The organism is Caulobacter sp. Root1455 (genome assembly GCF_001426905.1).
Taxonomy (GTDB): Bacteria; Pseudomonadota; Alphaproteobacteria; order Caulobacterales; family Caulobacteraceae; genus Caulobacter.
This window is the reverse complement of record NZ_LMFQ01000012.1, coordinates 30,309-51,904: the sequence shown is the minus strand read 5'-3', so window position 1 is coordinate 51,904 and position 21,596 is coordinate 30,309. Positions and strand designations below refer to the sequence as shown.

The window sequence follows — 21,596 nt, the reverse complement described above, 5'->3', positions numbered from 1 at the left end:
CTCTAACCCGGATCAACGGCACAGCCTGTAGCCGCCGCCCTCCAGATGCAGGTGATCGCGGTGGGCGGCGTTGTAGTCCGGGCTCAGGACGGTCCCGAACACCCGGCAGGCGCCGTTGCGCGCCGCCTGAACGAAATGGCCCTCGTCGCTGCCTGACCGGAAGTCGGCCGCCACCGTGGCCCGGCGTCCGTCGGCGAAGCGGAAGCCGGCCACGTCCAGGGCGGCGGCGTGGGCATGGGCGCTGGGCCGCTCGCCGGGCCGGCCGTAGATCGTGCGGCAGGCGTAGGTTCCGTAGTGCTCCACCCGGACCAGCCGGCTGCCCATGATCTCGCGCGACGCCGGGACCAGGACCTGGTGCTCCCACAGCGCGTAACCCAGCGCCAGCGGGCAGGTCATGACCGGCGCGGCGGGCGCCAGGCGGCCGGCGGCCCGCACCGTGTCGCGCGTCGAGCAGTAGCCGGTCTCCCGCGTCTCGCCTTCCGCGAACCGCACCCCGCCTTCGCGCAGGGCGGCGCGGCAGGCGGCCGGATCCGCGCCGATCCGCGCCAGCTTGCCGGCCGTGGCCAGGCCGATCGGCTGGTTCAGCGAGAACGGCTTCCAAGGCAGGTCCTGCGGCGGCGCCAGGCGATCGACCAGGGCGAACACCAGGAGCCCCGCCAGCAGCAGGTCCAGCAGGAAGCCGGCCGCGCTCGCCAGCGACCGGGCTTCGGGAGAGGTTTCGCGCAGGACCAGCTTCACGCTTCATCCAACGGCGCGGCCGTCGTGAAGTTCAGCCCCAAGGCTTGGCTTGGCCGGTCCGAAGGAGCATTTACCGCGTCCCTGGAGACGCTCATGACCCCCTCGAACAGCTGGCGCGGCCTGGTCAACGCCGAACTGGCCCCACGCTTCGCCCTGCTGTGCCTGGGCATCTGGCTGAACGCCGCCGACACCCTGGTGACGGTGACGATCATGCCCAGCATCGCCAAGGAGATCGGCGGTTGGCAATATTTCGGCTGGTCGATCGCCGCCTTCCTTCTGGGCTCGATCCTGGCGGGGGCCTGCGCGGGCAAGTTGTCGATCCGGTTCGGTCTGCGCCGCGCCACCGCCCTGGCGGGCGTGGTCTACGCCGTCGGCTGCGCCATGGGCGCGTGCGCGCCGGAGTTCCTGACCTTCGTGGCCGGCCGTCTGGTCCAGGGCCTGGGCGCGGGGGCGATCGTCTCGCTGTGCTACGTCGCCATCAACGCCATGTTCCCCGAAAGCCTGTGGCCGCGGGTCTATGGCGCGATCGCCGGGGTGTGGGGTGCGGCGACCCTGCTGGGTCCGCTGTGCGGCGGACTGTTCGCCCAGGCCGGCTTCTGGCGCGGGGCGTTCTGGTTCTTCGTGGTCCAGGCGGTGATCTTCGTGGGCGCGGTGCTGGTCATGGTGCCGTCCGCCCCCAAGGCTCCCCAAGGCGGACGCATCCCCGGGCGGCAGCTGGCCCTGCTGACCCTGGGCGTGACCCTGATCGCCGCCGCCGGCGTCGTGCCGGGCGGACTGACGGCGGCGTTGTGCGCGGTGTTCGGAACCCTGGCCATGGCGGCCATGATGGTGGTCAACGACCGCTCGCCCGACCGCCTGTTGCCGCGCTCGGCGTCCGACCTGGCCACCGCGACCGGCCTTGGTCTGGCGGTGATCTTCTTCTGCGAGGCGGCGACCGTCGGCTTCTCGGTCTACGGTCCGACCTTCATCCAGGTGCTGCACGGCGCCGAGCCGCTGCTGAGCGGCTATGTGATCGGCGGCATCGCCGCTGGCTGGACGGCCTTGTCGTTCGTCGTCGCGGGGCTGAAGCCCAGGCACGAGGGCCGGGCGATCCGCCTGGGGGCCGTGGTCATCGCGGCCGGAGTCGCCTGGGGCGCGGTCGAGATCGTGCACGGCGGCCTGGTCGGGATCACCCTGTCGATGATCACCCTGGGCGGCGGCTTCGGCATCTGCTGGGCGTTCCTGGCCAAGCGGGTGATCGGCGGCGCGCCGCTGGAGGAGCAGCCCCTGGCCTCGGCCGCCGTGCCCACCACCCAGCTGATCGGCGGCGCCACCGGCGCGGCCGCCGCCGGCGCCCTGGCCAACGCCCTGGGTTTCGCCCAGGGTGTCACCCCGGCGAGCGGCCTGACGCACGGCCCGTGGCTGTTCGCGGCGTTCGTGCCGCTGGCGCTGGTGGGACTGGCGGCGGCCTGGCGGTTGGGACGGGACTAGGCTTCCAAGGCGACGATGTGCTCAACCGCCGTCGCCAGCGGATCGAGTTCCACCACCGGCGACCGCGTCGCACGCCATGGGGTCAGCCAGAAAAGCCGCTTGATCCATGCCCCGCGTGTAGAGCCGAATGCGTCCTATCGCGTCGAGCATTCGCGACAGGTAGAGGCGGTCGACGGGATCACGCAAAGACCGCCTCGCCCAGTACTTTCTCCTGGATCAGGTCGTGCAGTCCGTCCGGCGTGACGAGATCAACCGGCTTTCCAAACAGCGCCGCCAGATCCCGCTCCAGCCGGAAGAAGCCAAATCCCGGAAGCGTGGCGGGCAGGAACTCCACCAGCACGTCCACGTCGCTGTCCGGTCCCGCCTCGCCTCGCGCCGTCGAGCCGAACACGCCGACGCGCTGGACGCCGTACCGGTCCAGCAGCGGCTTGGCCGCGCGCAGCTTGGCGAGGGCTTCGTCAAGGGTCATGAAGGCAGTGTAACACGAAAGCGAGGCCGGGATGGACAGGCGGACGGTGATCGGCGGACTGGCGGCGGGCGCGGGGCTGCTGGCGTCCGGCGCGGCGTCGGCGCGCGCCTCGGACGACATCGGCGCGCGGGCGGCCAACGCCTATCTCGGGCGGCCCGACTTCATGATGTACAACAAGGCCGGCGAGGTCACGGGCGTGCACTACGCCGAGGTGGCCGCCGCCTATGGCGTGGCCCGGCTGGCCGCCGCCACCGGCGACACGGCGCTGTTCGCCCGCCTGGCCGAGCGCCACCAGCGCCTGCTGGCCGCCCACATCGTCAACACCGCCAACCATGTCGACGTCAATGTCTACGGCGTCTGGCCGCTGGAGCTCTATCGGCGGACCCGTGACCAGGCGGACCTCGAGCGCGGCCTGGCCCTGGCCGACGGCCAGTGGCGCGATCCGCGCCCCGACGGCCTCAGCGCCCAGTCGCGGTTCTGGATCGACGACATCTGGATGATCGGCGCCCTGCAGCTGCAGGCCTGGCGCGCCACCGGCGAGACCCGCTACCTGGACCGCGCGGCCCATACGGCCCAGGCCTATGTGGAGCGCCTGCAGCAGCCCAACGGCCTGATCCACCACGGCCCGGACGCGCCGTTCTTCTGGGGACGCGGCAACGGCTGGGTGGCCGCGGGACTGGCCGAGGTGCTGTCCGAACTGCCGCCGACCCACGCGCGGTTCGCGGCCGTGCACGCCGGCTATCGGAAGATGATGGCCGCGCTTCTGCGCTATCAGGCCGACGACGGCATGTGGCGGCAGTTGATCGACTATCCCGACGCCTGGAAGGAGACCTCGTCCACGGCGATGTTCGGCTTCGCCATGACCGTCGGCGTCGGCCGAGGCCTGCTGCGCGAGAAGGCCTATCGCACCGCCGGCGACCGGGCCTGGAAAGCCCTGGCCGCCTATGTCGGCGCGGACGGTCAGGTGTCGGACGTCTGCATCGGCACCGGCCAGTCGCAAGACGCCGCCTACTATCTAAACCGTCCCCGGACGACCGGAGACCTGCACGGCCAGGCGCCGGTCATGTGGTTCGCGGCGGCGCGGGCGGGGGCGTGGGGAGGGAAGCGGACTTGAGCGCCCTCTCTCCGGGGGCGCGGAAAGCCCGCAGCGGCGAGGCCGCGCCTTAAATCCTTGATGGCGAGCCGCGCGCCCTGCTCGATCAGCCCGCCTAGTCCCCCTACCCCGGTACGGTGACAGTGCATCTGATTCCCCGAACTCAAGCTTCCGCCAGCGCCGCCTCCTCCACCAGCCGCACCACGTCGCCCATGATCTCGGTGATCTTGAAGTCCTTCGGCGTGTAGATCCGCGCCACGCCCATCTGTTTGAGGATCAGGGCGTCGCCCTCGGGGATGATGCCGCCGGCCACGACCGGGATGTGGCCCAGGCCTTCGGCGCGCATCACGCGGATGACCTCCTGCACCAGGTCCAGGTGCGAGCCCGACAGGATGGACAGGCCCACCACGTGGGCGCGGCCTTCCTTGGCGCGGCGGACGATCTCTTCCGGGGTCGAGCGGATGCCGTCATAGATCACCTCCATGCCGCAAGCCCGGGCCCGGGTGGCGATCTGCTCGGCGCCGTTGGAGTGGCCGTCCAGGCCCGGCTTGCCGACCAGGTAGGTCAGGGTGCGGCCCAGCACCCGCGAGACCCGCTCGACCTCGCGCTTGACCGCCTCGACGTCCTCGGCCTCGCCGGTCGAGACCACGACGGCCACGCCGGTCGGGCCGCGATATTCGCCGAACACCTCGCGCAGGGCCCCGGCCCACTCGCCGGTGGTGATCCCGGCCTTGGCGGCGACGATCGAGGGCTCCATGATGTTGCGGCCGTCGGCGGCCGCGGCCTTCAGGTCGGCCATGGCGGCTTCGGCGGCCACTGGGTCGCGGGCCGCGCGCCAGGCCTTCAACCGCTCGACGACGCCGGCCTCCAGGCGCGGATCGACGGTCTCGATGCTGCTCTCGCCGGCCGACAGGGGCGAGTCCTCGCTGTCGGTCCAGCGGTTGACCCCGACCACGGTCATGTCGCCCGTCTCGACCGAGCGCACGCGCCGGGCGTTCGAACCGACCAGCTCGGTCTTCATGTAGTCGATGGCGTTGGGCGCCCCGCCCATGGCGTCGATCAGGGCCAGCTGCTCCAGCGCCCCCTTCGACAGCTCGGCGACCTTGGCCTCGACCACGTGGCTGCCGTCGAACAGGTCCTCGTATTCCAGCAGGTCGGTCTCGTAGGCCAGCACCTGCTGCAGCCGCAGCGACCACTGCTGGTCGAACGGACGCGGCAGGCCCAGCGCCTCGTTCCAGGCCGGCAGCTGCAGGGCCCGGCAGCGGGCGTCCTTGCTGAGCGTCACCGCCAGGGCCTCGATCAGGATGCGGTAGACGTTGTTCTCGGGCTGCTGCTCGGTCAGGCCCAGGCTGTTGACCTGCACCCCGTAGCGGAAGCGCCGGGCCTTCTGGTCCCGCACGCCGTAGCGCTCCAGCAGGATCTGGTCCCACAGGCGCGTGAACGACCGCATCTTGCAAAGCTCGGTGACGAACCGCACCCCGGCGTTGACGAAGAAGCTGATCCGCGAGGCGACGATCTCGAAGTCTTCCTCGGGCACCTGGCCGCCGGCCTTGACGGTGTCGAGCACGCTGATCGCCGTGGCCAGGGCGAAGGCCAGCTCCTGCTCCGGCGTCGCGCCCGCCTCCTGCAGGTGGTAGCTGCAGACGTTCATCGGGTTCCACTTGGGAACCTCCCGGTAGCACCAGGCGATCATGTCGCCGATCAGCCGCAGGCTCGGGCCCGGCGGGAAGATGTAGGTGCCCCGGCTCAGATACTCCTTGATCAGGTCATTCTGGGTGGTGCCCTGCAGGAGCGCGCGATCGGCCCCCTGCTCGTCGGCCAACGCCACGTACATCGCCAGCAGCCAAGCGGCCGGGGCGTTGATGGTCATGGAGGTGTTGGACTGTTCCAGCGGGATCTGGTCGAACAGCTGGCGCATGTCGCCGATATGGCTGATCGGCACCCCCACCTTGCCGACCTCGCCGCGCGCCAGGATGTGGTCGGCGTCGTAGCCGGTCTGGGTGGGCAGGTCGAAGGCGACGGAGAGGCCGGTCTGGCCCTTGGCCAGGTTGGCCCGGTACAGCGCGTTGGATTTCTCGGCCGTGGAATGCCCCGCATAGGTCCGGAAAATCCACGGCGCATCCGGCGCGTGCTGATACGGCTTGCCTGACATCCTGCGCTCCCGATCGTCTTATCGTTCTTGCCCATCTTTCATTATGGGTATGGCAACGATCATGAACCGGGTTTTGCTGCGATGCAATATCGCAAAAGCGAAGAGACCTAGAAGGGTCGCTTGCCCGTCACCACCTCGAACCACAGCCGAAAATCGCCCGCCAGGCTGTAGAACGGGTGCTTGAACGTGGCCGGCCGGTTCTTCTCGAACACGAAGTGCCCGACCCAGGCGAAGCCGTAGCCGACCAGGGGCGCGGCCACGAAGAACCGCCAGTCGACCAGGAAACCGCAGGCCAGGACGGCGATGACCAGGGTCGTGCCGATCACGTGCAGCCGCCGGCTGACGCGGTTGACGTGTTCGGTCAGATAGAAGGGATAGAACGCCGCGAAGGTGCGGTAGCGCTCGGTTCCGGCTTGTCCGTCGTCATGGCTGGTCATGCCCCATGTTCCGTCTGTCGGCGGCCGGAAGCAAGCCCGCCAGGGCGCACAATCCAGGGTCAGCTATAGGCCGTTCGGCCTATCCCGGCGCGCGAAGAACCTGTGATCTATGAACGCCATCCGCCGCGGGGGATGGAACCATGATCCACATCGTCACGTCCGAGAACCGACACCTTTACGGGCCGCAGTTGTGGGCCATGCACGAACAGCGGCGCGAGCAGTGCGTCGAGAAGAACGGCTGGGTCGACCTGGTCGTGCTCGATGGCGGCGAGGTCGACGACTACGACGACTTCCGCGCCATCTACCTGCTGGGTTTCGATGACGACATGCTGCTCGAGGTCGGCTTGCGCCTGCATCCCACCGACGAGCGCTGCATGCTGGCCGACAAGTTCCCCCACCTGATCGCGCCCGGCGAGACGCCCAAGAAAGGCGTCGACGTCTGGGAGGCGACCCGCCTGTTCACCACCGAGATCTATCGCGCCAAGAAGGGTCCGGGCCGCGGCGCCCGGGTGTTCGAGGTCTGGGCCGCGGCGATGGAGCTGGCCCTGGTCAACAAGGTCTCGCGCTTCGTCGGCATGATCGACATGTCGCTCTATCCCGGGATCCTGAATTCGCCGATCGACACACGCCTGGTCGGCCTGCCCCGGCCCTATGCCTATGGCGTGGTCGCCGGCTCCGAGATCGCGCTGTCGCCCGACCTGCTGGAACGGGTGCGCGAGGCGATCGGCATGGACGGGCCGGTCGGCTATCATGTCGACGAGTTCGATCTGCGGGCCTTCGGCAATCTGGCCGCCGTGCAGCGCCAGGTGGTTCGCGCCCAGATCCCGCAGTTCGCCCCGGGGACCGCCCGCGACGAGACCCTGGCCGCCGAGACCCTGTATCGGCTTAACGACGTGTTCGGACAGGCTCGCCGAATCTGGGCGGACCGCGGATCACAACCCTTCCGTCAGGCGTTCAACACCTAGAGCTGTCGTACAGCGAAACAATTTTGCCCGGAAATCGCCTCGATCTGGGCGTGTACGTCCCTACGTTAGGGAAAGCTTGGGGCTTGTCAGCTAAACCACAGCGACCTAACGCCGCGCCCTGCCTCTGCCGCGTTCCATGAACGCCCCGGACGTGGCATGGTGAATTGACAACCTTTGGAGGCGAAACTTGAGCGAAGAAACCGAGGGCCGACGCCCGAATCCCGTCGATCTGCACGTCGGTGGCCGTGTCCGGATGCGTCGCAAGCTTTTGGGCGTCAGCCAGGAACAGCTGGCCGACTCGCTGGGCCTGACCTTCCAGCAGGTGCAGAAGTACGAGCGTGGCGCCAACCGCGTCAGCGCTTCGAAGCTGTATGAAATCGCCAAGACCCTCCAGGTCCCGGTGTCGTTCTTCTTCGACGGCCTGGCCGACCCGATGGACGGTTCCGACGGCGACGAAGTCGGTCAACAGGCCGAACGCATCGTGCAGGAATTCCTGACCACCCCCGAGGGTCTGGAACTGGCCGAAGTGTTCCCGAAGATCGGCCGCGGCCGCGTGCGCCGTCAGGTTCTCGACCTGGTTCGCGCCATGGCCGAAGAAGCCGCTCGGGCCGAAAACGCCGCCGCCTGATCCGGCCCCGGGTCTCGCGAAAATCACAGCTAGTCCGTTCGGGCCCCGGCGAGACATCGCCGGGGCCCGATCGTTTTTGCGGCCGCGAATCCCGGCCACGCGACGCCCTCAGCGGGACGGGCGCGACGGCGGAGCGGGCGGGGCCTTGCGGGCCGCCCGGGCCAGGCTGACCTTCGCCGCCACCTCGTCCCCATAGGCTTGCGCCTCGCCCACGGTCTTGATGGCGGCAAGGCGCGCCTGGATCGCCGCGGTCTCGGCCGGATCGCCGCGCGTCAGCGCCGCATCGGTCTTGGCCAGGATCTGCAGGAAGCCCTGGGCGTTGCCGCTCTCGGGAAAGGGGGTGTCGGGCGGGGGCGCCGCGACCGCCGCCCGCGCGACCGCCGCCGTCGCGGGATTGTTCAGGACGGTCGGGCAGTCGGTGCGCGGGGTCGACAGCGACAGCAGCGACAGGACGTTGTTGGCGCCGGTGTCGCGCTGGGTCATCGGGGTCAGGCCGAACAACCCCTGCAGCGTGGCCGAGACCGAGGCGTGATCGTAGAGCGTGTGGTCGACCACGCCCGCCGGGATCAGAGGCGAAACGATCACCGCCGGCACGCGCACGCCGTACACGTCGAACAGGAAGCCGCCGGAATTGATCGACAGGTCCTGCGGGCTGCCGTCGTTCGGCGGCGTGGCCGCGACGGGCGCGACGGAGTCGTAGAAGCCGCCGTGCTCGTCATAGGTGATGATCAGCAGGCTGCGGTCCCAGAGCGGCGAATTGCGGATCGCCTCGTAGGTCGTCTTGATCAGGGCCTCGCCGCCCGTCACCGAATCCATCGGGTGCTGCGACGAACCGCCGACATACGAGCCGCCCAACACATCGCCGTAGTTGGGCTCGATGAAGGTGTAGGCGTAAGGATACGGACCCTGGAGGTCCGAGGCTAGCGAAGAGACGTCGTTGGTGTCGAGCTTCCAGACGATGCCCTTCAGCGCCGACACCTGGGGCACGCCGCCCAGCACCGGGCCGCTCTCGTCGGCATAGAGGCGCCACTGCTGGCCGTTCGCCGTCAGCTTGCCGTAGATCGAACTGCCGCTGGGATACACGAAGCCGCCCCCCAGCGGCGCCTCCCACAGGCCGATCTGGGCGGAGCTGGGGGAATCCGCCCAGCCCGCCGACGAGGCGCCGTGGACGAAGAACCGGTTGGGCCAGGTCGGGCCGGGAATGGAGGAATGCCACTGGTCGCAGAGGGCGAAGGTGGTGGCCAGCTGGTAGATCACCGGCAACTGGGTCGGCGTATCGAAGCACAGCATAACGTCGCCATACTCGCCCGAGGTCGGCAGGCCGGGATTGTTCGACGTGATCTCGGTGGTCGTGGTGGCGTAGTTGGCGACGAAGCCGCTGTTGTTGATCGGCGTGTTGTAGGCCTGCCACGGCGTGTGGGTCGCGCCCTGGCCGCACAGTTGCTCGACGACGTCGGCGAACTCGTGCCCGGGATCGGTCGGCATGGACGGCGGGGCCGGAGAACCGACGAAATAGGGCGTTCCGTTATAGCTGTTGCTGTCCGAGGCGGTGGCCGCCGTGATCCCGGGAATGCCCGAGAGGGCGAAGATGTTGTCGAACGAATGGTTCTCCAGCATCAGGACGAAGACGTTGTCGACCAGGGCGTAGGGACCGGTCTTGCTCATCGCCGTCGTGGTCCCGCCCGAGGGCAGGTTGATCGAGAACGTGCCGGTGTCGACCGTCAGCCCCAGGTTCTGGCCGGCGTCGGCCGACTGCAGCTGGCACTCCTTCCAAAGGGAGTCGATCAACGAGCCCCCGCTCTGGTAGACGCCCGGCGTCGAACCGTCCTGCACGACCAGCTTCAGGGCCCAGTAGTCCAGCACCAGGGCCACATCCAGGCCCAGGCGGAAGGTGACGGTCAGCGGCCCCACCTGCTGGCCCGGCGTCGCCGTCCAGGTTCCGCACTGGGTCCCGTCGGTGCTGTTGTTGTGCCACAGCGTGATGATGGCGTTGCCGTCGGTGTTGTTGGTCACATAGGCCTCGGCCGTCACCTGATCGACCGGGTTCATGTCCGTCGAGGTGCCGCCGGAGTCCAGATTGATGACGAAGGTCTCGGAATTGACCGTGAAGGTCAGGTTCTGGCCGGCGTCCGGCCCCTGCAGCTGGCATTCCTTCCAGTCGCTGTATTCCAGGGTGCCGCTGCTCTCGTAGAGACCGGGCGTCGAGCCGCTGGTCACGTTGATCTCGCAGGCCCAGTAGTCCCAGACCGTCCACGATCCGATGCCGGTCTTGAAATGCACGGTGAGTGGGCCGACCGTCTGGTTGGGCCCTGCTGTCCATGAGCCGGACTCGGTGGGGTAGTCGGAATTGGTGTGCCACAGCGTGATCGCCGCGTTTCCGTCAGTGGTGTTGGTGATGTAGACCTGCGCGGTCTGCGGCGTAGACATGTCTCGTCCTCCCGGCCCCTCGGAATTCGGCGTCGCCCTCGCGCGCGGCGAGCGATCAACTGAAGACCACCTATGATCGCGGGAGAAGTTGCTCATCCCAAAGGATTGAGTCAACGCATGGGGGAAGAATTATAGATGCACTTATGAAGCGAAATCAGTCTTGACATGACGCGGCGTCGCGCGGGGTCGGCGGCCGACAGCGGTGGATCGACCTCGCGGCTTTGGATCGCCTAGCTGGCCGAAACCCGACGCTGGCCGGCCTGCCAGATGCGCTTGGCCGTCTGCAGCGAGGCCGGCGCCAGACCCCGCAGGTCGTGGCTGCGAAGGATCTTCAGGCCGAATTCGCGGTCCTTCTGCCAGACCACCTTGGCTTCGTGGGCATAGCCGGTGACCAGGTCGACCAGTTGGACGCTGTCCGGCGGCGTCGCGCTGGACAGCATCTGGATGCGCAGGCCCGTGTCCGACTGGTCGCGCACGACGCAGTCCCACGCGAAGGCGCCGCAAAGCACCTTCCCGGGATGCTGCATAGACGTGCGGGGACCGGCGCGCCGGTCGAGAGCCCCGTCAGAACCAAACTTCGACATACCCCTACCAACGCGCGGCGGCGTTAATCGGCGGTGCAGCGGAAAGGTTTATTTGCCGCTGACCACGCCGCGGGCCCCGGTTATCCCCGCAAAAAGCGCCTCTTGAGCGCCAATGGGGAACCGCGAGCGGCCGCGGTTATTTAGCGGATAACCCGGTTGCGGTTATGATGCGCCCAGGCCGGCGAAGACCGGCCCACGAGGAAATGAAAAGGACCGCCCGATGACCCACGGCGTGGCGCTGTTGGCCGACGTGAACGGCCGCGATCTGATCGTCGCCCTGGCCCGGCCCGGCGACACGCCCGGCGAGCACCGGGTGCTGCCCGGCTCCACGCCGCTGGAGCTGGAAGCTGGCCTCAAGTCGGTCCTGGCCGAGCTGGGTCCGGATGCGCTGGTGGGCGCGGCGATCGCCGTCGCCGGTCCCGAGATCGACGGGACGATCGTCGTGACCAACGGCGGCCTGAGCGTCTCCCTGACTTGGCTGCGCCACGTCCTGCGCACGCCCCGGGTCTATCTGGTCAACGACTTCACCGCCTGCGCCATGGGCGCGCCCAAGGTCGCCGAGGCCGAGCTGAGCGTGGTCCATCCCGGCAAGCCCGCCCGCAACGGCGCCATCGCCGTGCTGGGTCCCGACATCGGCCTGGGCGTGGCCGGCCTGGCCCCGCTGCGGGGCGAGGGCTGGCTGGCCGTGCCCAGCGAGGGCGGTCACATGGACTTCTGTCCGGTCGAGGCCCGCGAGGCGCCGATCTTCTCGGCCGTCCGCGCCCGCCACGGCGACGTGTCCGCCGAACGCCTGCTGTCCAAGGAAGGCCTCGGCGACATCCACTGCGCGCTGGTCGGCGACGGGGATCCTCTCGCCGTGCCGGAAAATGACAACGTTATCATAGAGCTGGCGCGAGCCGGAGACACCAAGGCCCGCGAGGCGATCTCGATCTTCAGCGCCCTGCTGGGCGGTTTCGCCGGGGACATGGCCCTGCTGTTCGCCGCCCGGGGCGGGGTGTTCCTCAACAGCCCGCTGCTGGAGGCGATCGACGGCCTGCTGGACCTGGAAGCCTTCGCGCGCCGCTACCGGACCAAGGGGCGGATGAGCTATTATCTGGCCGAGGTGCCGGTGTTCAGAATGCCCGGCCGCCCCACCCTGCTAGGCCTGTCCAGCCTGTTCACCCCCAGCGACATGCACTACGCCGCCTCGGACGTGAAGTTCCTCGACTGCTGAGCGGCTCGTGTCTGGGGACACGCGCAAGCGCATGTCCCCAGACGGGTCTACTTTTCGGCTTCCGCCTTCAGGCTGGCCAGACCGGTCTCGAAGTCCTTGCCGGCCATCCGGTCCATGTTGAAGATCACGTCCATCACCTTGAACAGGAAGGGCGACGGTCCCTCCATGGCCCAGGTGACGCGGGTGGCCTCGCCCTCGGGGACCAGGGTGAAGATCGCCTTGTTGTGGACCTCGAAAGGCTTGGTGAAGTCCAGGCTGGTGACCAGCTTCGACGGCGCGGCGGCCTCGATGATCTCCATGCGGCCGGCCCCGGCCTTGCCGTTGCCGCTCCAGGCATAGGTCGAGCCCAGCCCGCTGGCCGGGCCGCCGTAGGTGCGGGTCATGGCCGGATCCAGCTTCTCGTAGGGCGACCAGGCTCCCCACTTATGGAAGTCGTCGATCAGGGCGTAGATCTTTTCCGGCGGCGCCTTGATCACGGTCGAGCGGGCGACGCGGAAGTGGTTGGGCTTGGTCGCCGCGTAGCCCAGCAGGGCGACGATCGCGACGGCGACGACGATGGCGATGATCTTGAGCACGGCTGTCCCCTCCTCTTGCGACGAACGGAACCGGCCAAATCCGCGAGATGGCCGGCCCCGTCCTTGTTGGCTTCACTCGGGTCGGCTTCAGGCCTTGGGCGTCGTGGCGATCGACCACGAGAAGCCGTAGGGATCCTTCAACTGGCCGTAGCGGTCGCCCCAGAACATCAGCTGCACCGGCAAGGTCACCTCGCACCCGGCCGCCACCGCGCGCTCGAACCACTTGTCCACGTCGTCGACCTGCAGGTGCAGGGTGAAGGCGGCGGGCTTTTCCTCGGGGTAGCCATGCTCGGGATAGAAGTCGCTGAGCATCAGCGAATTGCCGTTGATCAGCAGGTGGATGTGCATGGTCCGGCCCTTCTCGTCCGGCGGCATGCGGTAGAGGTCCTGGGCCCCGAAGGCCTTGGCGTAGAAGTCGGCCGCCTGGCCGGCGTTGCTCGGCGACAGGTAGGGCACGATGCCCCCGGAAACGGGCGGCAACTCGGGCATTTTCGGTTGGGCGTCGGTCATGGACGTTTCTCTCCAGTCGAGGGGTTGGTCAGGGCTTCAGGTCGAGGGCGGCCTTGAAGCTGCCGTCCATCAGGAACGGCACGGACTCGTGGGCGTGGACGATCTTCCAGGCGCCGCCGCGCTTGCGCAGGCCCAGGGTGCAGCGGAACCACAGGTCGGCGATCTCGCCGTCGGTCTTGGTCCCGGTCATGTGGGCCAGGCCGTGGGCGAAGGCCACGTCGCCGGCGGCGGCGATCTCGAGATCGGGCAAGTCATAGCCGATGGGGCTGGACCAGGTGTCGAACCAGGCCTGCAAGCCGGCGGGATCGGGCCCCGTGGAGCCCAGCGGCGGGGCCAGCGAATAGAGCGCGAAGTCGGCGGTCAGGTCGGCGGTCGCGCCCTGGGCGTCCTTGTCGTGCAGCGCCTTGGTCCAGGCGTCGATCACGCGACGGATCGCGACCTCGTCGGCGGCGGCGTCAGGCATGGCGGTCTCCCGTTGGGTTCGACCAAAGGACGGACGCCGCCCCGCCGACCCGACACGCGCCGGAAACTTTTTTCGAGATCCCCTAGCCGCCCGTCCCTTCCTTCATCAGCCTGTCCAGGTGCAGGCGGATGTGGGCGGCCTCGGCGGCGGTGTTGGCCAGGGCGATGGCCTGGTCGAAGGCGACGCGCGCCTCGTCCCGCCGATCCAGTTGCAGCAGCAGTCCGCCCTTCACGCCGAAGAAGTGGAAATAGCCCGACAGCTTGGGCGCCAGCGGCTCGATCATCGTCAGCGCCGCCTCGGGCCCGGCCACCTTCGACACCGCCACGGCCCGGTTCAGCGTGACCACCGGCGACGGCGCCAGTTGCTCCAGGTCGCCGTACAGCAAGTCGATCCGAGTCCAGTTGGTCAGATCCGCCCGTTCGGCGCGGTCGTGCTCGGCGGCGATGGCGGCCTGCACCAGATAGGGTCCGGGCCGGCGATGGCGCACCGCCTTGTCGATCAGGGCCAGCCCCTCGGCGATCATCCGCGGGTTCCACAGCGAGCGGTCCTGGTCCTCCAGCAGCACCACCGCCCCGTCGGCGTCGAACCGCGCCGGCGCGCGGGCGTGCTGCAGCAGCAGCAGGGCGGTCAGGCCCATGATCTCCGGCTCGCTGGGGAATAGGCGCAGCAGCAGGCGCGCCAGCCGGATGGCCTCGTCGCACAGCGAGCCGCGGGTCAGCAGTTCCTTGCCGCCGGCCGAATAGCCCTCGTTGAAGATCAGATAGACCATGGCCGCCACGGCGGTCAGGCGCTTATCCCGTTCCTCGGGGTCGGGCGCGCCGAACGGCACGTCGGCCGCTCCGATCCGGGCCTTGGCGCGGGTGATCCGCTGCTCCATCGCCGACTCGCCGACCAGGAAGGCGCGAGCGATCTGTCTGACCGACAGGCCCGAGACGATGCGCAGGGCCACGGCGACCTGCTGGGTCGCCGGCAGGTCCGGATGGCAGCAGATGAACAGCAGCCGCAGCACGTCGTCGCGATAGTGCTCGCCGTCCAGCCGGTCGACCAGGGCGGCCTCGGCGTCCTCCAGGTCGGAGATCAGCTCTTCCGGCGGCAGCGGCGACGACTTGCTCTGCTTGCGCACACCGTCCAGGGCGGCGTTGCGGCCGACCAGGATCAGCCAGGCGGTCGGGTCGCGCGGCGGACCATTCTTGGGCCAGGCCTTCAAGGCTCGCAGGCAGGCGTCCTGGAAGGCCTCCTCGGCGGTGTCCAGGTCGCGGAAATAGCGCAGCAGCGCCGCCACCGCCTGGGGCCGGGCCGCGGTCAGGGCGGCGTCGATCCAGGCCGCGTCGATATTGGCGATGGTCATGCCCGAACCTTCCTCGCGCGTCCTTGGGTCAAGCCGCCGGGACGATAGACGGCCAGCGGACGGATTTCATAGGCGCCCCGGTCGGGATTGGCCGCGGCCAGGTCGCGCGCCACGTCGATCGCCCCGTCCAGGTTCCCGCAATCGACGACATAGAACCCCAGGAGCTGCTCCTTGGTCTCGGCGAACGGCCCGTCGATCACCACCGACTCGCGGCCCCCCTCCGGGCGCCCCTTGCGTAGGGTGACGGCGGCCGTCGTCGGCAGCAGGCGGGCCACCGCGCCCAGTCGATCGGCGCCGGCCAGCACGGCCTCGACCATCGCGAGCCGGGCCATGACCACGGCGTCCTCCGCCGGCGTCCAGGCGCCGACCGCGTCCTCGGAATTGTAGCAGAGAATGGCATAGAGCATCGGACCGCGCACCTTGTCGTAGCCAGGACGATCAGGCACGGCGCGATCCGACACGGCGACGCGAAATATTGGGTCGCGGGGTTTTGATTTTGGGAACCGCCGACATCCAGGGCCGCCAGGACCCGGGGGTGGTGGCTGGGGGCGGGATCGAACCGCCGACCTGTGGGTTATGAATCCACCGCTCTAACCATCTGAGCTACCCAGCCGCACGAAGCGGAGGCGGGCTTATAAGCGCAAAGCGGGGGCGGCTTCAAGCCCGTCCGAGCATCAGATCGAGCACCGCGTCGAGACGCCGCTTCAGGCTTTCCGGACCATAGTCGGCCAACACCTTGGCGCGGGCCGCCACGCCCAGGGCGCGGGCCTTTCGAGGGGTGGCGATCACGCCGGCCAGGGCCTTCGCCAGGGCGGCCGGGTCGCCCGGCGGGACCAGGACGCCGTCGACGCCGCCTTCGATCATCTCCACCGGCCCGGGAATCGCGGCCGACACGGCCGGCAGGCCGACGGCCATGGCCTCGAGCAGCACCAGCGGAAAGCCCTCCTGGTGGGACGGGAAGGCGAAGACGTCACCGGTCGCCAGGAAGGCCGAGACGTCGCCGCGCCAACCGACCAGGCGCACGCGATCGCCCAGGCCGTGCTGGGCGATCAGTCCCTCCAGCTTGCCGCGCTCGTCGCCCTCGCCGGCGATCTCGCACTCGAAGCCCTGGCCCTGATCGCGCAGCAGCGCCAGGGCGGCGATCAGCACGTCGAAGCCCTTCTTGGGATGCAGGCGGCCGGCGGCGACGACGCGCGGCGCGCAGATTCCGTCGCGAAACGGCGTCGCCAGCGTTGTCGGCGGCTTCACGGCGTTGGGCACGAAGTGCACGCGCTGGGCCGGCACGCCGCGCTCGATCGCCAGGTCGGCCAGGTGCCGGCCGACGCAGACATAGTGGGTGCGCGTGGTCTCGACGTCGAAGGCCGGCTTGTGCACGCAGATCGCCAGCACGGCCTTGGCCGGCGCGACCCTGGCCAGCAGGCGGGCGGGCCGCTGGCCGTGGCTGAGGATCAGGTTCGGGGCCGTGGCCTTGACGATCTTGCGGGCGGCGCCGACCGTCACCGGGTCCCAGTCGGTATAGGCCGGCATGGCCGTCAGCGGCGGCACGCGGCCGCTCTGTTGGGCGGCGACCTTGCCGCCGGCCCGGACCAGGCCCGTGGCCGCGCCGCCGTCCCGGGCCGCGTAGGCCTCCAGGATCGGCTGGTAGTCGAGGAACACCTGCTCCAGCCCGCCCAGGCCCTTGCCCAACATGGCGTGCAGGATGGCGGTCAAGGCGGGCTCCGTTTCTGGCTCGGCGAGGCCGGACCTTCGTCGGCGGCGTGGTTCAAGTCAACGCTCCCTCCTGCCTGTCATCCCGGACGAGCCCGGCGAAGCCGGGTGAAGATCCGGGACCGCCGGAAGCGCGGCGCTCAGGCGTCGGTCCCGGATCTTCGCGCTGCGCGCTCGTCCGGGATGACAGCTAGGAGCGGATGACAAGCGCGGATTGAAATGACAACGTCGTCAACAGCCCCGTCGCCCCCATCCCAACCGGACAGTTCCCATGCGTCTTCGCCATCTCGCCCTCGCCGCGCTGGTCCTGTCGGCGTGCGGCCCCGCCAACACGGCCCAGGCCGTGCCGAACCCACCGGTCGAGACCGGTCCGCCCAACGCGCCCGACCAGAAGCCGGCCTTCCCAGGGCAGACCCGCGCGCCCGAGGAGAAGCTGGGCGTCGCCTATCAGGTCGAGACCCTGGCCACGGGCTTGGACCATCCCTGGAGCCTGGCCTTCCTGCCCGACGGCTCCAAGCTGGTCACCGAGCGGGCCGGCCGCCTGCGGATCCTGGGCGCCGACGGCAAGCTGTCGCCCGCCGTCGCCGGCCTGCCGGCGGTCTATGCCGAGGGCCAGGGCGGCTTGCTGGACGTGGCGCTGGACCCCGACTACGCCAAGACCGGCCTGATCTACTGGACCTATGCCGAGCCGCGCGAAGGCGGCAACGGCACGACGGCGGCGCGCGGCAAGCTCGTGCCCGGCGCCGCGCCGAAGCTGGAGAACGTCCAGGTGATCTGGCGGCAGATGCCGACCATGGACTCGGCCCTGCACTTCGGCGGCCGCCTGGCCTTTGCCCGCGACGGGGCGCTGTTCGTGACCACCGGCGAGCGGTCGATCATCCCCGGCCGGATGCAGGCCCAGAAGCTGGACGCGGCCCTGGGCAAGGTCATCCGCATCCGGCCCGATGGTTCGATCCCGGCCGACAACCCCTATGTCGGCAATCCGCAGGCCAAGCCGGAGATCTGGTCCAGGGGCCACCGCAACCTGCAGGGCGCGACGATCAACCCGTGGACCGGCGAGCTGTGGACCGTCGAGCACGGCGCCAAGGGCGGCGACGAGCTCAACACCCCCAAGGCCGGCAAGGACTACGGCTGGCCGACCATCACCTATGGCGAGGACTATTCGGGCAAGCCGATCGGCGACGGCGTCACCCAGCACGAGGGCATGGAGCAGCCGCTCTACTACTGGGACCCGGTGATCGCCCCCTCGGGCCTGGCCTTCTACAACGCCGACCTGTTCCCGGCCTGGAAGGGCAGCCTGTTCGTCGGCGGGCTCAAGGGCTACCTGGTGCGGCTGACGCTGAAGGACCACCAGGTGGTCGGCGAGGAGCGCCTGCTGTCGGAGCTGAACTTCCGCATCCGCGACGTGAAGGTCGGCCCGGACGGGGCGCTGTACCTGGTGACGGATGAGGACGACGGGCGGGTGCTGCGGGTCGTTCCGAAGGGCTAAGCGGCGAACACTTGCTCCCTATGGGTCGCTTCGCGACCGTCTTCCCCCAGAGGGGGAAAAGGAGCCGTGCGCGCGTCCTCCGCCCCCTCTGGGGGCGGACAGACGGCGAAGCCGTCAGGTGGGGGCAAGTGCGTGAGCCACCGCCCTACTTCGGTTTCCCCTTCCGAGCCTCCCACAAACTCGCGGCCAGCGAGGGCTTGCCCTTCAGCAGGGTCGCGGCGGCCATGCCGGCCAGGAACGAGGCCGTCGGATGCTCCTGCATCATGGCCAGGACCCGCTTGTCCAGCGGCGGCTGCCGGGTGCGGGCCAGGTGCTGCTTGTGCAGCAGCGACCAGACGGCGACGACCACGGCCGCCACCACCGCGACGATGGTGTAGGCCCAGGCCGAGCCGACCCACTGGGACAGGAAGGCGAACACCGCCATCGCCCCCGCCACCGCCGCGATCGCCGCGGCCATGATCAGGCCGGCCCCGGCCATCAACCGCGAAATCAGTCTGTCGATGAAGTCGTCCAGCATCGCGCCCTCCTGAAAAGCCAAGATTGCAACGCGCGAAGCGGCGGTTGGTGGCAAAGCTACGCCGTCAGGCGAAGCGCGACCTCTTCGCCGATCGCCAGGGAACTGGTCAGGCCGGGGCTCTCGATGCCGAACAGCGCCATCAGGCCTTCCAACCCGTGCGTGTCGGCGCCGCTCAGCTGGAAGTCCGGCTGCGGCTCGTCCGGACCGTGGATCTTGGGCCGCACCCCGGCATAGTCGGGAACCAACAGCGCCTCGGGCACGTCCGGCCAGAACTTGCGGACATAGGCGGCGAAGGCGGCCGCCTTGGCCGGATCGACCGAATAGTCGGGGGCCGGGACGTATTCCAGGTCGGGCCCGAACACCGCCTGGCCGCCCAGGTCGTTGCGATAGTGGGTGCCCAGGGCTCCGTGGATCGGCGGCGGATAGATCAGCCGCTGGAACGGCGCCTTGGCCGCCAGCCGGAAATAGACGCCCTTGCCGTACCAGCCCTTGGGAATCTGGTCGGCCGGGAAGCCTTCGATCGTCCCGGCCACGGCCTGCGCCGAAAGGCCGGGGGCGGTGACCAGCAGGCGGCAGGTCAGGCTGGCCGGCTCGGCCCCGCCGATCCGCACGATGAAGCCGCCGTCGGCTCGGGGCGTGGCGCCCTCGAACGGGGTGCTCACCACCACCGCCCCGCCGGCCGCCTCGATCTCGCCCTGCAGGGCCAGCATGTAGTCGTGGCTGGCGAACACGCCGCTCTCGGGCGACAGCAGGGCGGTGTGGGCGTTGAGGCCCGGCTCCAGCGCCCGGGCCTGGACGCCGGTCAGGTGCTCCATGCCCTCGACGTCGTTGGCCAGGGCCTGCTGGAAGATCGCCTCCAGCTGCGGGATCTCGCTTTCGCTGGTGGCCACCACCAGCTTGCCGCACTTCTTGTAGTCGAGGTGATGCTTGTCGAGGAACGCGTAGAGCAGCCGCCGTCCCTGGACGCAGAACCGCGCCTTCAGCGAGCCGGTCGGATAGTAGAGCCCGCCGTGGATCACCTCGGAATTGCGCGACGACACGCCCTGGCCGATATGGCCTTCGCCCTCCAGCACCGCGACGACCAGCCCCCGCCGGGACAGGGCGTAGCCGCAGGCCAGACCGACGGCGCCGGCGCCCACCACGACGGCGTCGAAATCGAATGCTTGGGTCATTGGGAGATCACCAGCCGCCGCTTCACCCGCGCGATGCATCCAGGCGCTGCTTCAAGCCCGCGCGAAGCTCCGCGAAGAAGCCCTCGGCCTCGACATTCGCCGCGGGGTCATCCTCGGCCTCCAGCCTTTCCAGCAAGGCCTCCAGCTTGTCGCCGCCGCCCATGATCTCGACGGCGCGGCGATAGTTCAGGTCCGCCAGTTCGGCGGCCACCGCCTCGTCCAGCGACGAGAATTCGCCACGCGCCACGCGCTCTCCGAGATCGAACGCGTCCTCGGGCCGAAGGGTCACCACGACGGGCCTTGGCTGAACCGGCTTATCCATGCGGCCAGCCTAGCACGGCTCCGCGAACGCGCTAGACGCTGGTCATGGCCGAGACCGAGGTTCGCCGACCTTCGTTGCCCTTTTCGGAGAGCTGTGAAACCTTGCGCGACAAGGTTGAGGAAGCGCTGGTCGCGGGAACCAGCCCCCAGGGAAGGGCATCATGAACTTCGGCGCCGCGCTCGACGTCGCGATCGGACTGATCTTCGTCTACCTGCTGGTCAGCCTGTTCGTCACCGCGCTCAACGAATACATCTCCAGCTTCCTCAACAAGCGCAGCGAATATCTGCTGTCGCGGGTGCAGAGCCTGCTGGGCGGCGACGGCTCGGAGAAGACCTCCGGCGAATGGTCGCCCGAGATGTGCGCGGTGTGGAATCACCCGCTGATCAGCGCCCTGAAGTCCCACCAGACGGCCGAGGACCACTGCACCAAGCGGGGCGCGCTGCTCAAGAACGCGCCGTCCTATATTCCCGGCAAGACCTTCGCCGTGGCCCTGACCGAGACGCTGAAGCCGTCCGAAACCGCCCATCTCAGCTTCGCCGAACTGAAGACCGCGGTGGCCGGCATCCAGAATAACGACGCCCTGAAGAACGCCCTGCTGCCGATGCTCGACGACGCCGAGGGCAAGCTCGACGTGTTCCAGACCAAGGTCGCCACCTGGTTCGACAGCGCCATGGACCGCACCGGCGGGGCCTATAAGCGTTGGATCCACCGGCTGACCTTCTGGGCCGGCTTCGCGGTCGCCTTAGCCTTCAACGTCAATTCGCTGCAGTTGATCGACAACCTGTGGCGCGACCCGGTGGCCCGGGCCGGCCTGGTGGCCCAGGCCTCGACGACGGCCAGGGGCGCTGACGACGCGCGCGGCGCCCAGGCCCAGTTGGCCGGGCCGGGCCCGGCCGCGACGGATGGCGACCAGGCCGCCGCCGACGTCGACGGCGCCGCGTCCGAGGCCGCCTGCGACACCGGCGAGAGCGCCGCCAACCTGGCCCAGGACCTGCCCCTGCCGATCGGCTGGAATCAGGAGAACCTTTGCGCCCTGGTCCATCAGCCGCTCAAGTCCCTGCCCCCCAGCAAGCGGCCCGCCTCGGTCTGCAAGACGCCCTATCGCAGCGGCTGGAGCGCGACGGTGAAGATCTTCCTGACCCTGCTGGGCCTGGCGATCACCGGCCTGGCCGTCTCGTTGGGCTCGCCGTTCTGGTTCGGGACCCTGCAGTCGGTGACCAACATCCGCGCCAGCGGCGCCAAGCCCGACCGGGCGGACGGGACGACGCAGAAGTAGGCGGGTCGAATTTCGCCCCCTCTTTCGATCGTCATCCCGGA

General features: G+C 69.2%; 22 protein-coding genes and 1 tRNA gene. 7 read left to right on the top strand and 16 right to left on the bottom strand.

The window, feature by feature from the left end:
- Nucleotides 1-12 precede the first annotated feature (12 nt).
- Complete coding sequence (locus ASD21_RS07590) at nt 13-738, bottom strand: extensin-like domain-containing protein (protein WP_235524855.1); 726 nt, start codon at nt 736-738, stop codon at nt 13-15.
- A 93-nt stretch (nt 739-831) separates the two neighbouring features.
- On the opposite strand from ASD21_RS07590, the gene ASD21_RS07585 reads away from it, so the two are divergent.
- A complete protein-coding gene (locus tag ASD21_RS07585) occupies nt 832-2,208 on the top strand; it encodes an MFS transporter (RefSeq protein ID WP_056439036.1) in 1,377 nt (458 codons plus the stop codon).
- Nucleotides 2,209-2,386: 178 nt separating this feature from the next.
- Here the strand turns inward: ASD21_RS07585 and ASD21_RS07580 are convergent, their stop codons facing one another.
- On the bottom strand, nt 2,387-2,677 hold the full coding sequence (locus ASD21_RS07580) for a nucleotidyltransferase family protein (RefSeq protein WP_056439032.1): 291 nt from the start codon (nt 2,675-2,677) through the stop codon (nt 2,387-2,389).
- A gap of 31 nt (nt 2,678-2,708) precedes the next feature.
- Here ASD21_RS07580 and ASD21_RS07575 point away from each other — a divergent pair, with 31 nt between their 5' ends.
- The gene (locus ASD21_RS07575; RefSeq protein ID WP_056439029.1) at nt 2,709-3,791 is read left to right on the top strand and encodes a glycoside hydrolase family 88/105 protein; all 1,083 of its coding nucleotides are present in this window, start codon (nt 2,709-2,711) and stop codon (nt 3,789-3,791) included.
- 142 nt (nt 3,792-3,933) lie between these two features.
- On the opposite strand, the gene ASD21_RS07570 is transcribed toward ASD21_RS07575, so the two are convergent.
- Entirely contained in the window at nt 3,934-5,922 is a 1,989-nt protein-coding gene (locus ASD21_RS07570) for a protein meaA (RefSeq protein ID WP_056439027.1), read from the bottom strand.
- Between the two features lie 107 nt (nt 5,923-6,029).
- Nucleotides 6,030-6,359 (bottom strand): Mpo1-like protein, encoded by a 330-nt coding sequence (locus tag ASD21_RS07565; protein WP_056439024.1) that lies wholly within the window; start codon nt 6,357-6,359, stop codon nt 6,030-6,032.
- A 140-nt stretch (nt 6,360-6,499) separates the two neighbouring features.
- Between ASD21_RS07565 and ASD21_RS07560 the strand changes: the two genes are divergently transcribed.
- On the top strand, nt 6,500-7,324 hold the full coding sequence (locus tag ASD21_RS07560; RefSeq protein ID WP_056439022.1) for an acyl-homoserine-lactone synthase: 825 nt from the start codon (nt 6,500-6,502) through the stop codon (nt 7,322-7,324).
- Between the two features lie 187 nt (nt 7,325-7,511).
- A complete protein-coding gene (locus ASD21_RS07555) occupies nt 7,512-7,952 on the top strand; it encodes a helix-turn-helix domain-containing protein (RefSeq protein WP_056439019.1) in 441 nt (146 codons plus the stop codon).
- Nucleotides 7,953-8,060: 108 nt separating this feature from the next.
- Here the strand turns inward: ASD21_RS07555 and ASD21_RS07550 are convergent, their stop codons facing one another.
- Nucleotides 8,061-10,379, bottom strand: a complete 2,319-nt coding sequence (locus ASD21_RS07550; protein WP_200941406.1) for an alkaline phosphatase family protein — start codon at nt 10,377-10,379, stop codon at nt 8,061-8,063.
- 230 nt (nt 10,380-10,609) lie between these two features.
- Nucleotides 10,610-10,963, bottom strand: coding sequence for a PilZ domain-containing protein (locus ASD21_RS07545; RefSeq protein WP_082554671.1), 354 nt, complete (start codon nt 10,961-10,963; stop codon nt 10,610-10,612).
- Nucleotides 10,964-11,183: 220 nt separating this feature from the next.
- Between ASD21_RS07545 and ASD21_RS07540 the strand changes: the two genes are divergently transcribed.
- Complete coding sequence (locus tag ASD21_RS07540) at nt 11,184-12,176, top strand: glucokinase (protein WP_056439013.1); 993 nt, start codon at nt 11,184-11,186, stop codon at nt 12,174-12,176.
- A 47-nt stretch (nt 12,177-12,223) separates the two neighbouring features.
- Here the strand turns inward: ASD21_RS07540 and ASD21_RS07535 are convergent, their stop codons facing one another.
- The 7 genes from ASD21_RS07535 to ASD21_RS07505 all read right to left on the bottom strand — a co-directional run bounded on the left by ASD21_RS07535 (nt 12,224) and on the right by ASD21_RS07505 (nt 16,782).
- Nucleotides 12,224-12,751: an SRPBCC family protein gene (locus ASD21_RS07535; protein ID WP_056439010.1), complete on the bottom strand. Its 528-nt coding sequence runs from the start codon at nt 12,749-12,751 to the stop codon at nt 12,224-12,226.
- An 87-nt stretch (nt 12,752-12,838) separates the two neighbouring features.
- Complete coding sequence (locus tag ASD21_RS07530; RefSeq protein WP_056439007.1) at nt 12,839-13,261, bottom strand: VOC family protein; 423 nt, start codon at nt 13,259-13,261, stop codon at nt 12,839-12,841.
- A 28-nt stretch (nt 13,262-13,289) separates the two neighbouring features.
- Nucleotides 13,290-13,724 carry a YybH family protein gene (locus tag ASD21_RS07525; protein ID WP_056439004.1) on the bottom strand — a complete coding sequence of 145 codons (435 nt, stop codon included), beginning with the start codon at nt 13,722-13,724 and terminating at the stop codon, nt 13,290-13,292.
- An 82-nt stretch (nt 13,725-13,806) separates the two neighbouring features.
- On the bottom strand, nt 13,807-15,072 hold the full coding sequence (locus ASD21_RS07520; RefSeq protein WP_056439001.1) for an RNA polymerase sigma factor: 1,266 nt from the start codon (nt 15,070-15,072) through the stop codon (nt 13,807-13,809).
- Entirely contained in the window at nt 15,069-15,479 is a 411-nt protein-coding gene (locus ASD21_RS07515) for a YciI family protein (RefSeq protein ID WP_056439705.1), read from the bottom strand. Before ASD21_RS07515 ends, ASD21_RS07520 begins: the two co-directional genes overlap by 4 nt.
- A gap of 129 nt (nt 15,480-15,608) precedes the next feature.
- Nucleotides 15,609-15,685, bottom strand: a tRNA-Met gene (locus tag ASD21_RS07510).
- Nucleotides 15,686-15,729: 44 nt separating this feature from the next.
- A complete protein-coding gene (locus ASD21_RS07505; RefSeq protein WP_056438996.1) occupies nt 15,730-16,782 on the bottom strand; it encodes a glycosyltransferase in 1,053 nt (350 codons plus the stop codon).
- A 268-nt stretch (nt 16,783-17,050) separates the two neighbouring features.
- Here ASD21_RS07505 and ASD21_RS07500 point away from each other — a divergent pair, with 268 nt between their 5' ends.
- Nucleotides 17,051-18,268 carry a PQQ-dependent sugar dehydrogenase gene (locus tag ASD21_RS07500; RefSeq protein WP_056438993.1) on the top strand — a complete coding sequence of 406 codons (1,218 nt, stop codon included), beginning with the start codon at nt 17,051-17,053 and terminating at the stop codon, nt 18,266-18,268.
- A 145-nt stretch (nt 18,269-18,413) separates the two neighbouring features.
- Here ASD21_RS07500 and ASD21_RS07495 read toward each other — a convergent pair whose 3' ends face one another.
- Genes ASD21_RS07495 through ASD21_RS07485 form a run of 3 tightly spaced genes read right to left on the bottom strand, consistent with a single transcriptional unit; the run spans nt 18,414 to nt 20,279 of the window.
- Complete coding sequence (locus tag ASD21_RS07495) at nt 18,414-18,785, bottom strand: hypothetical protein (protein WP_056438991.1); 372 nt, start codon at nt 18,783-18,785, stop codon at nt 18,414-18,416.
- Nucleotides 18,786-18,841: 56 nt separating this feature from the next.
- Nucleotides 18,842-19,957, bottom strand: coding sequence for an NAD(P)/FAD-dependent oxidoreductase (locus tag ASD21_RS07490; RefSeq protein ID WP_056438986.1), 1,116 nt, complete (start codon nt 19,955-19,957; stop codon nt 18,842-18,844).
- A 22-nt stretch (nt 19,958-19,979) separates the two neighbouring features.
- Nucleotides 19,980-20,279: a hypothetical protein gene (locus ASD21_RS07485; RefSeq protein WP_056438983.1), complete on the bottom strand. Its 300-nt coding sequence runs from the start codon at nt 20,277-20,279 to the stop codon at nt 19,980-19,982.
- A gap of 160 nt (nt 20,280-20,439) precedes the next feature.
- Here ASD21_RS07485 and ASD21_RS07480 point away from each other — a divergent pair, with 160 nt between their 5' ends.
- Nucleotides 20,440-21,555: a hypothetical protein gene (locus ASD21_RS07480; protein ID WP_056438980.1), complete on the top strand. Its 1,116-nt coding sequence runs from the start codon at nt 20,440-20,442 to the stop codon at nt 21,553-21,555.
- The last annotated feature ends 41 nt before the right edge of the window (nt 21,556-21,596 follow it).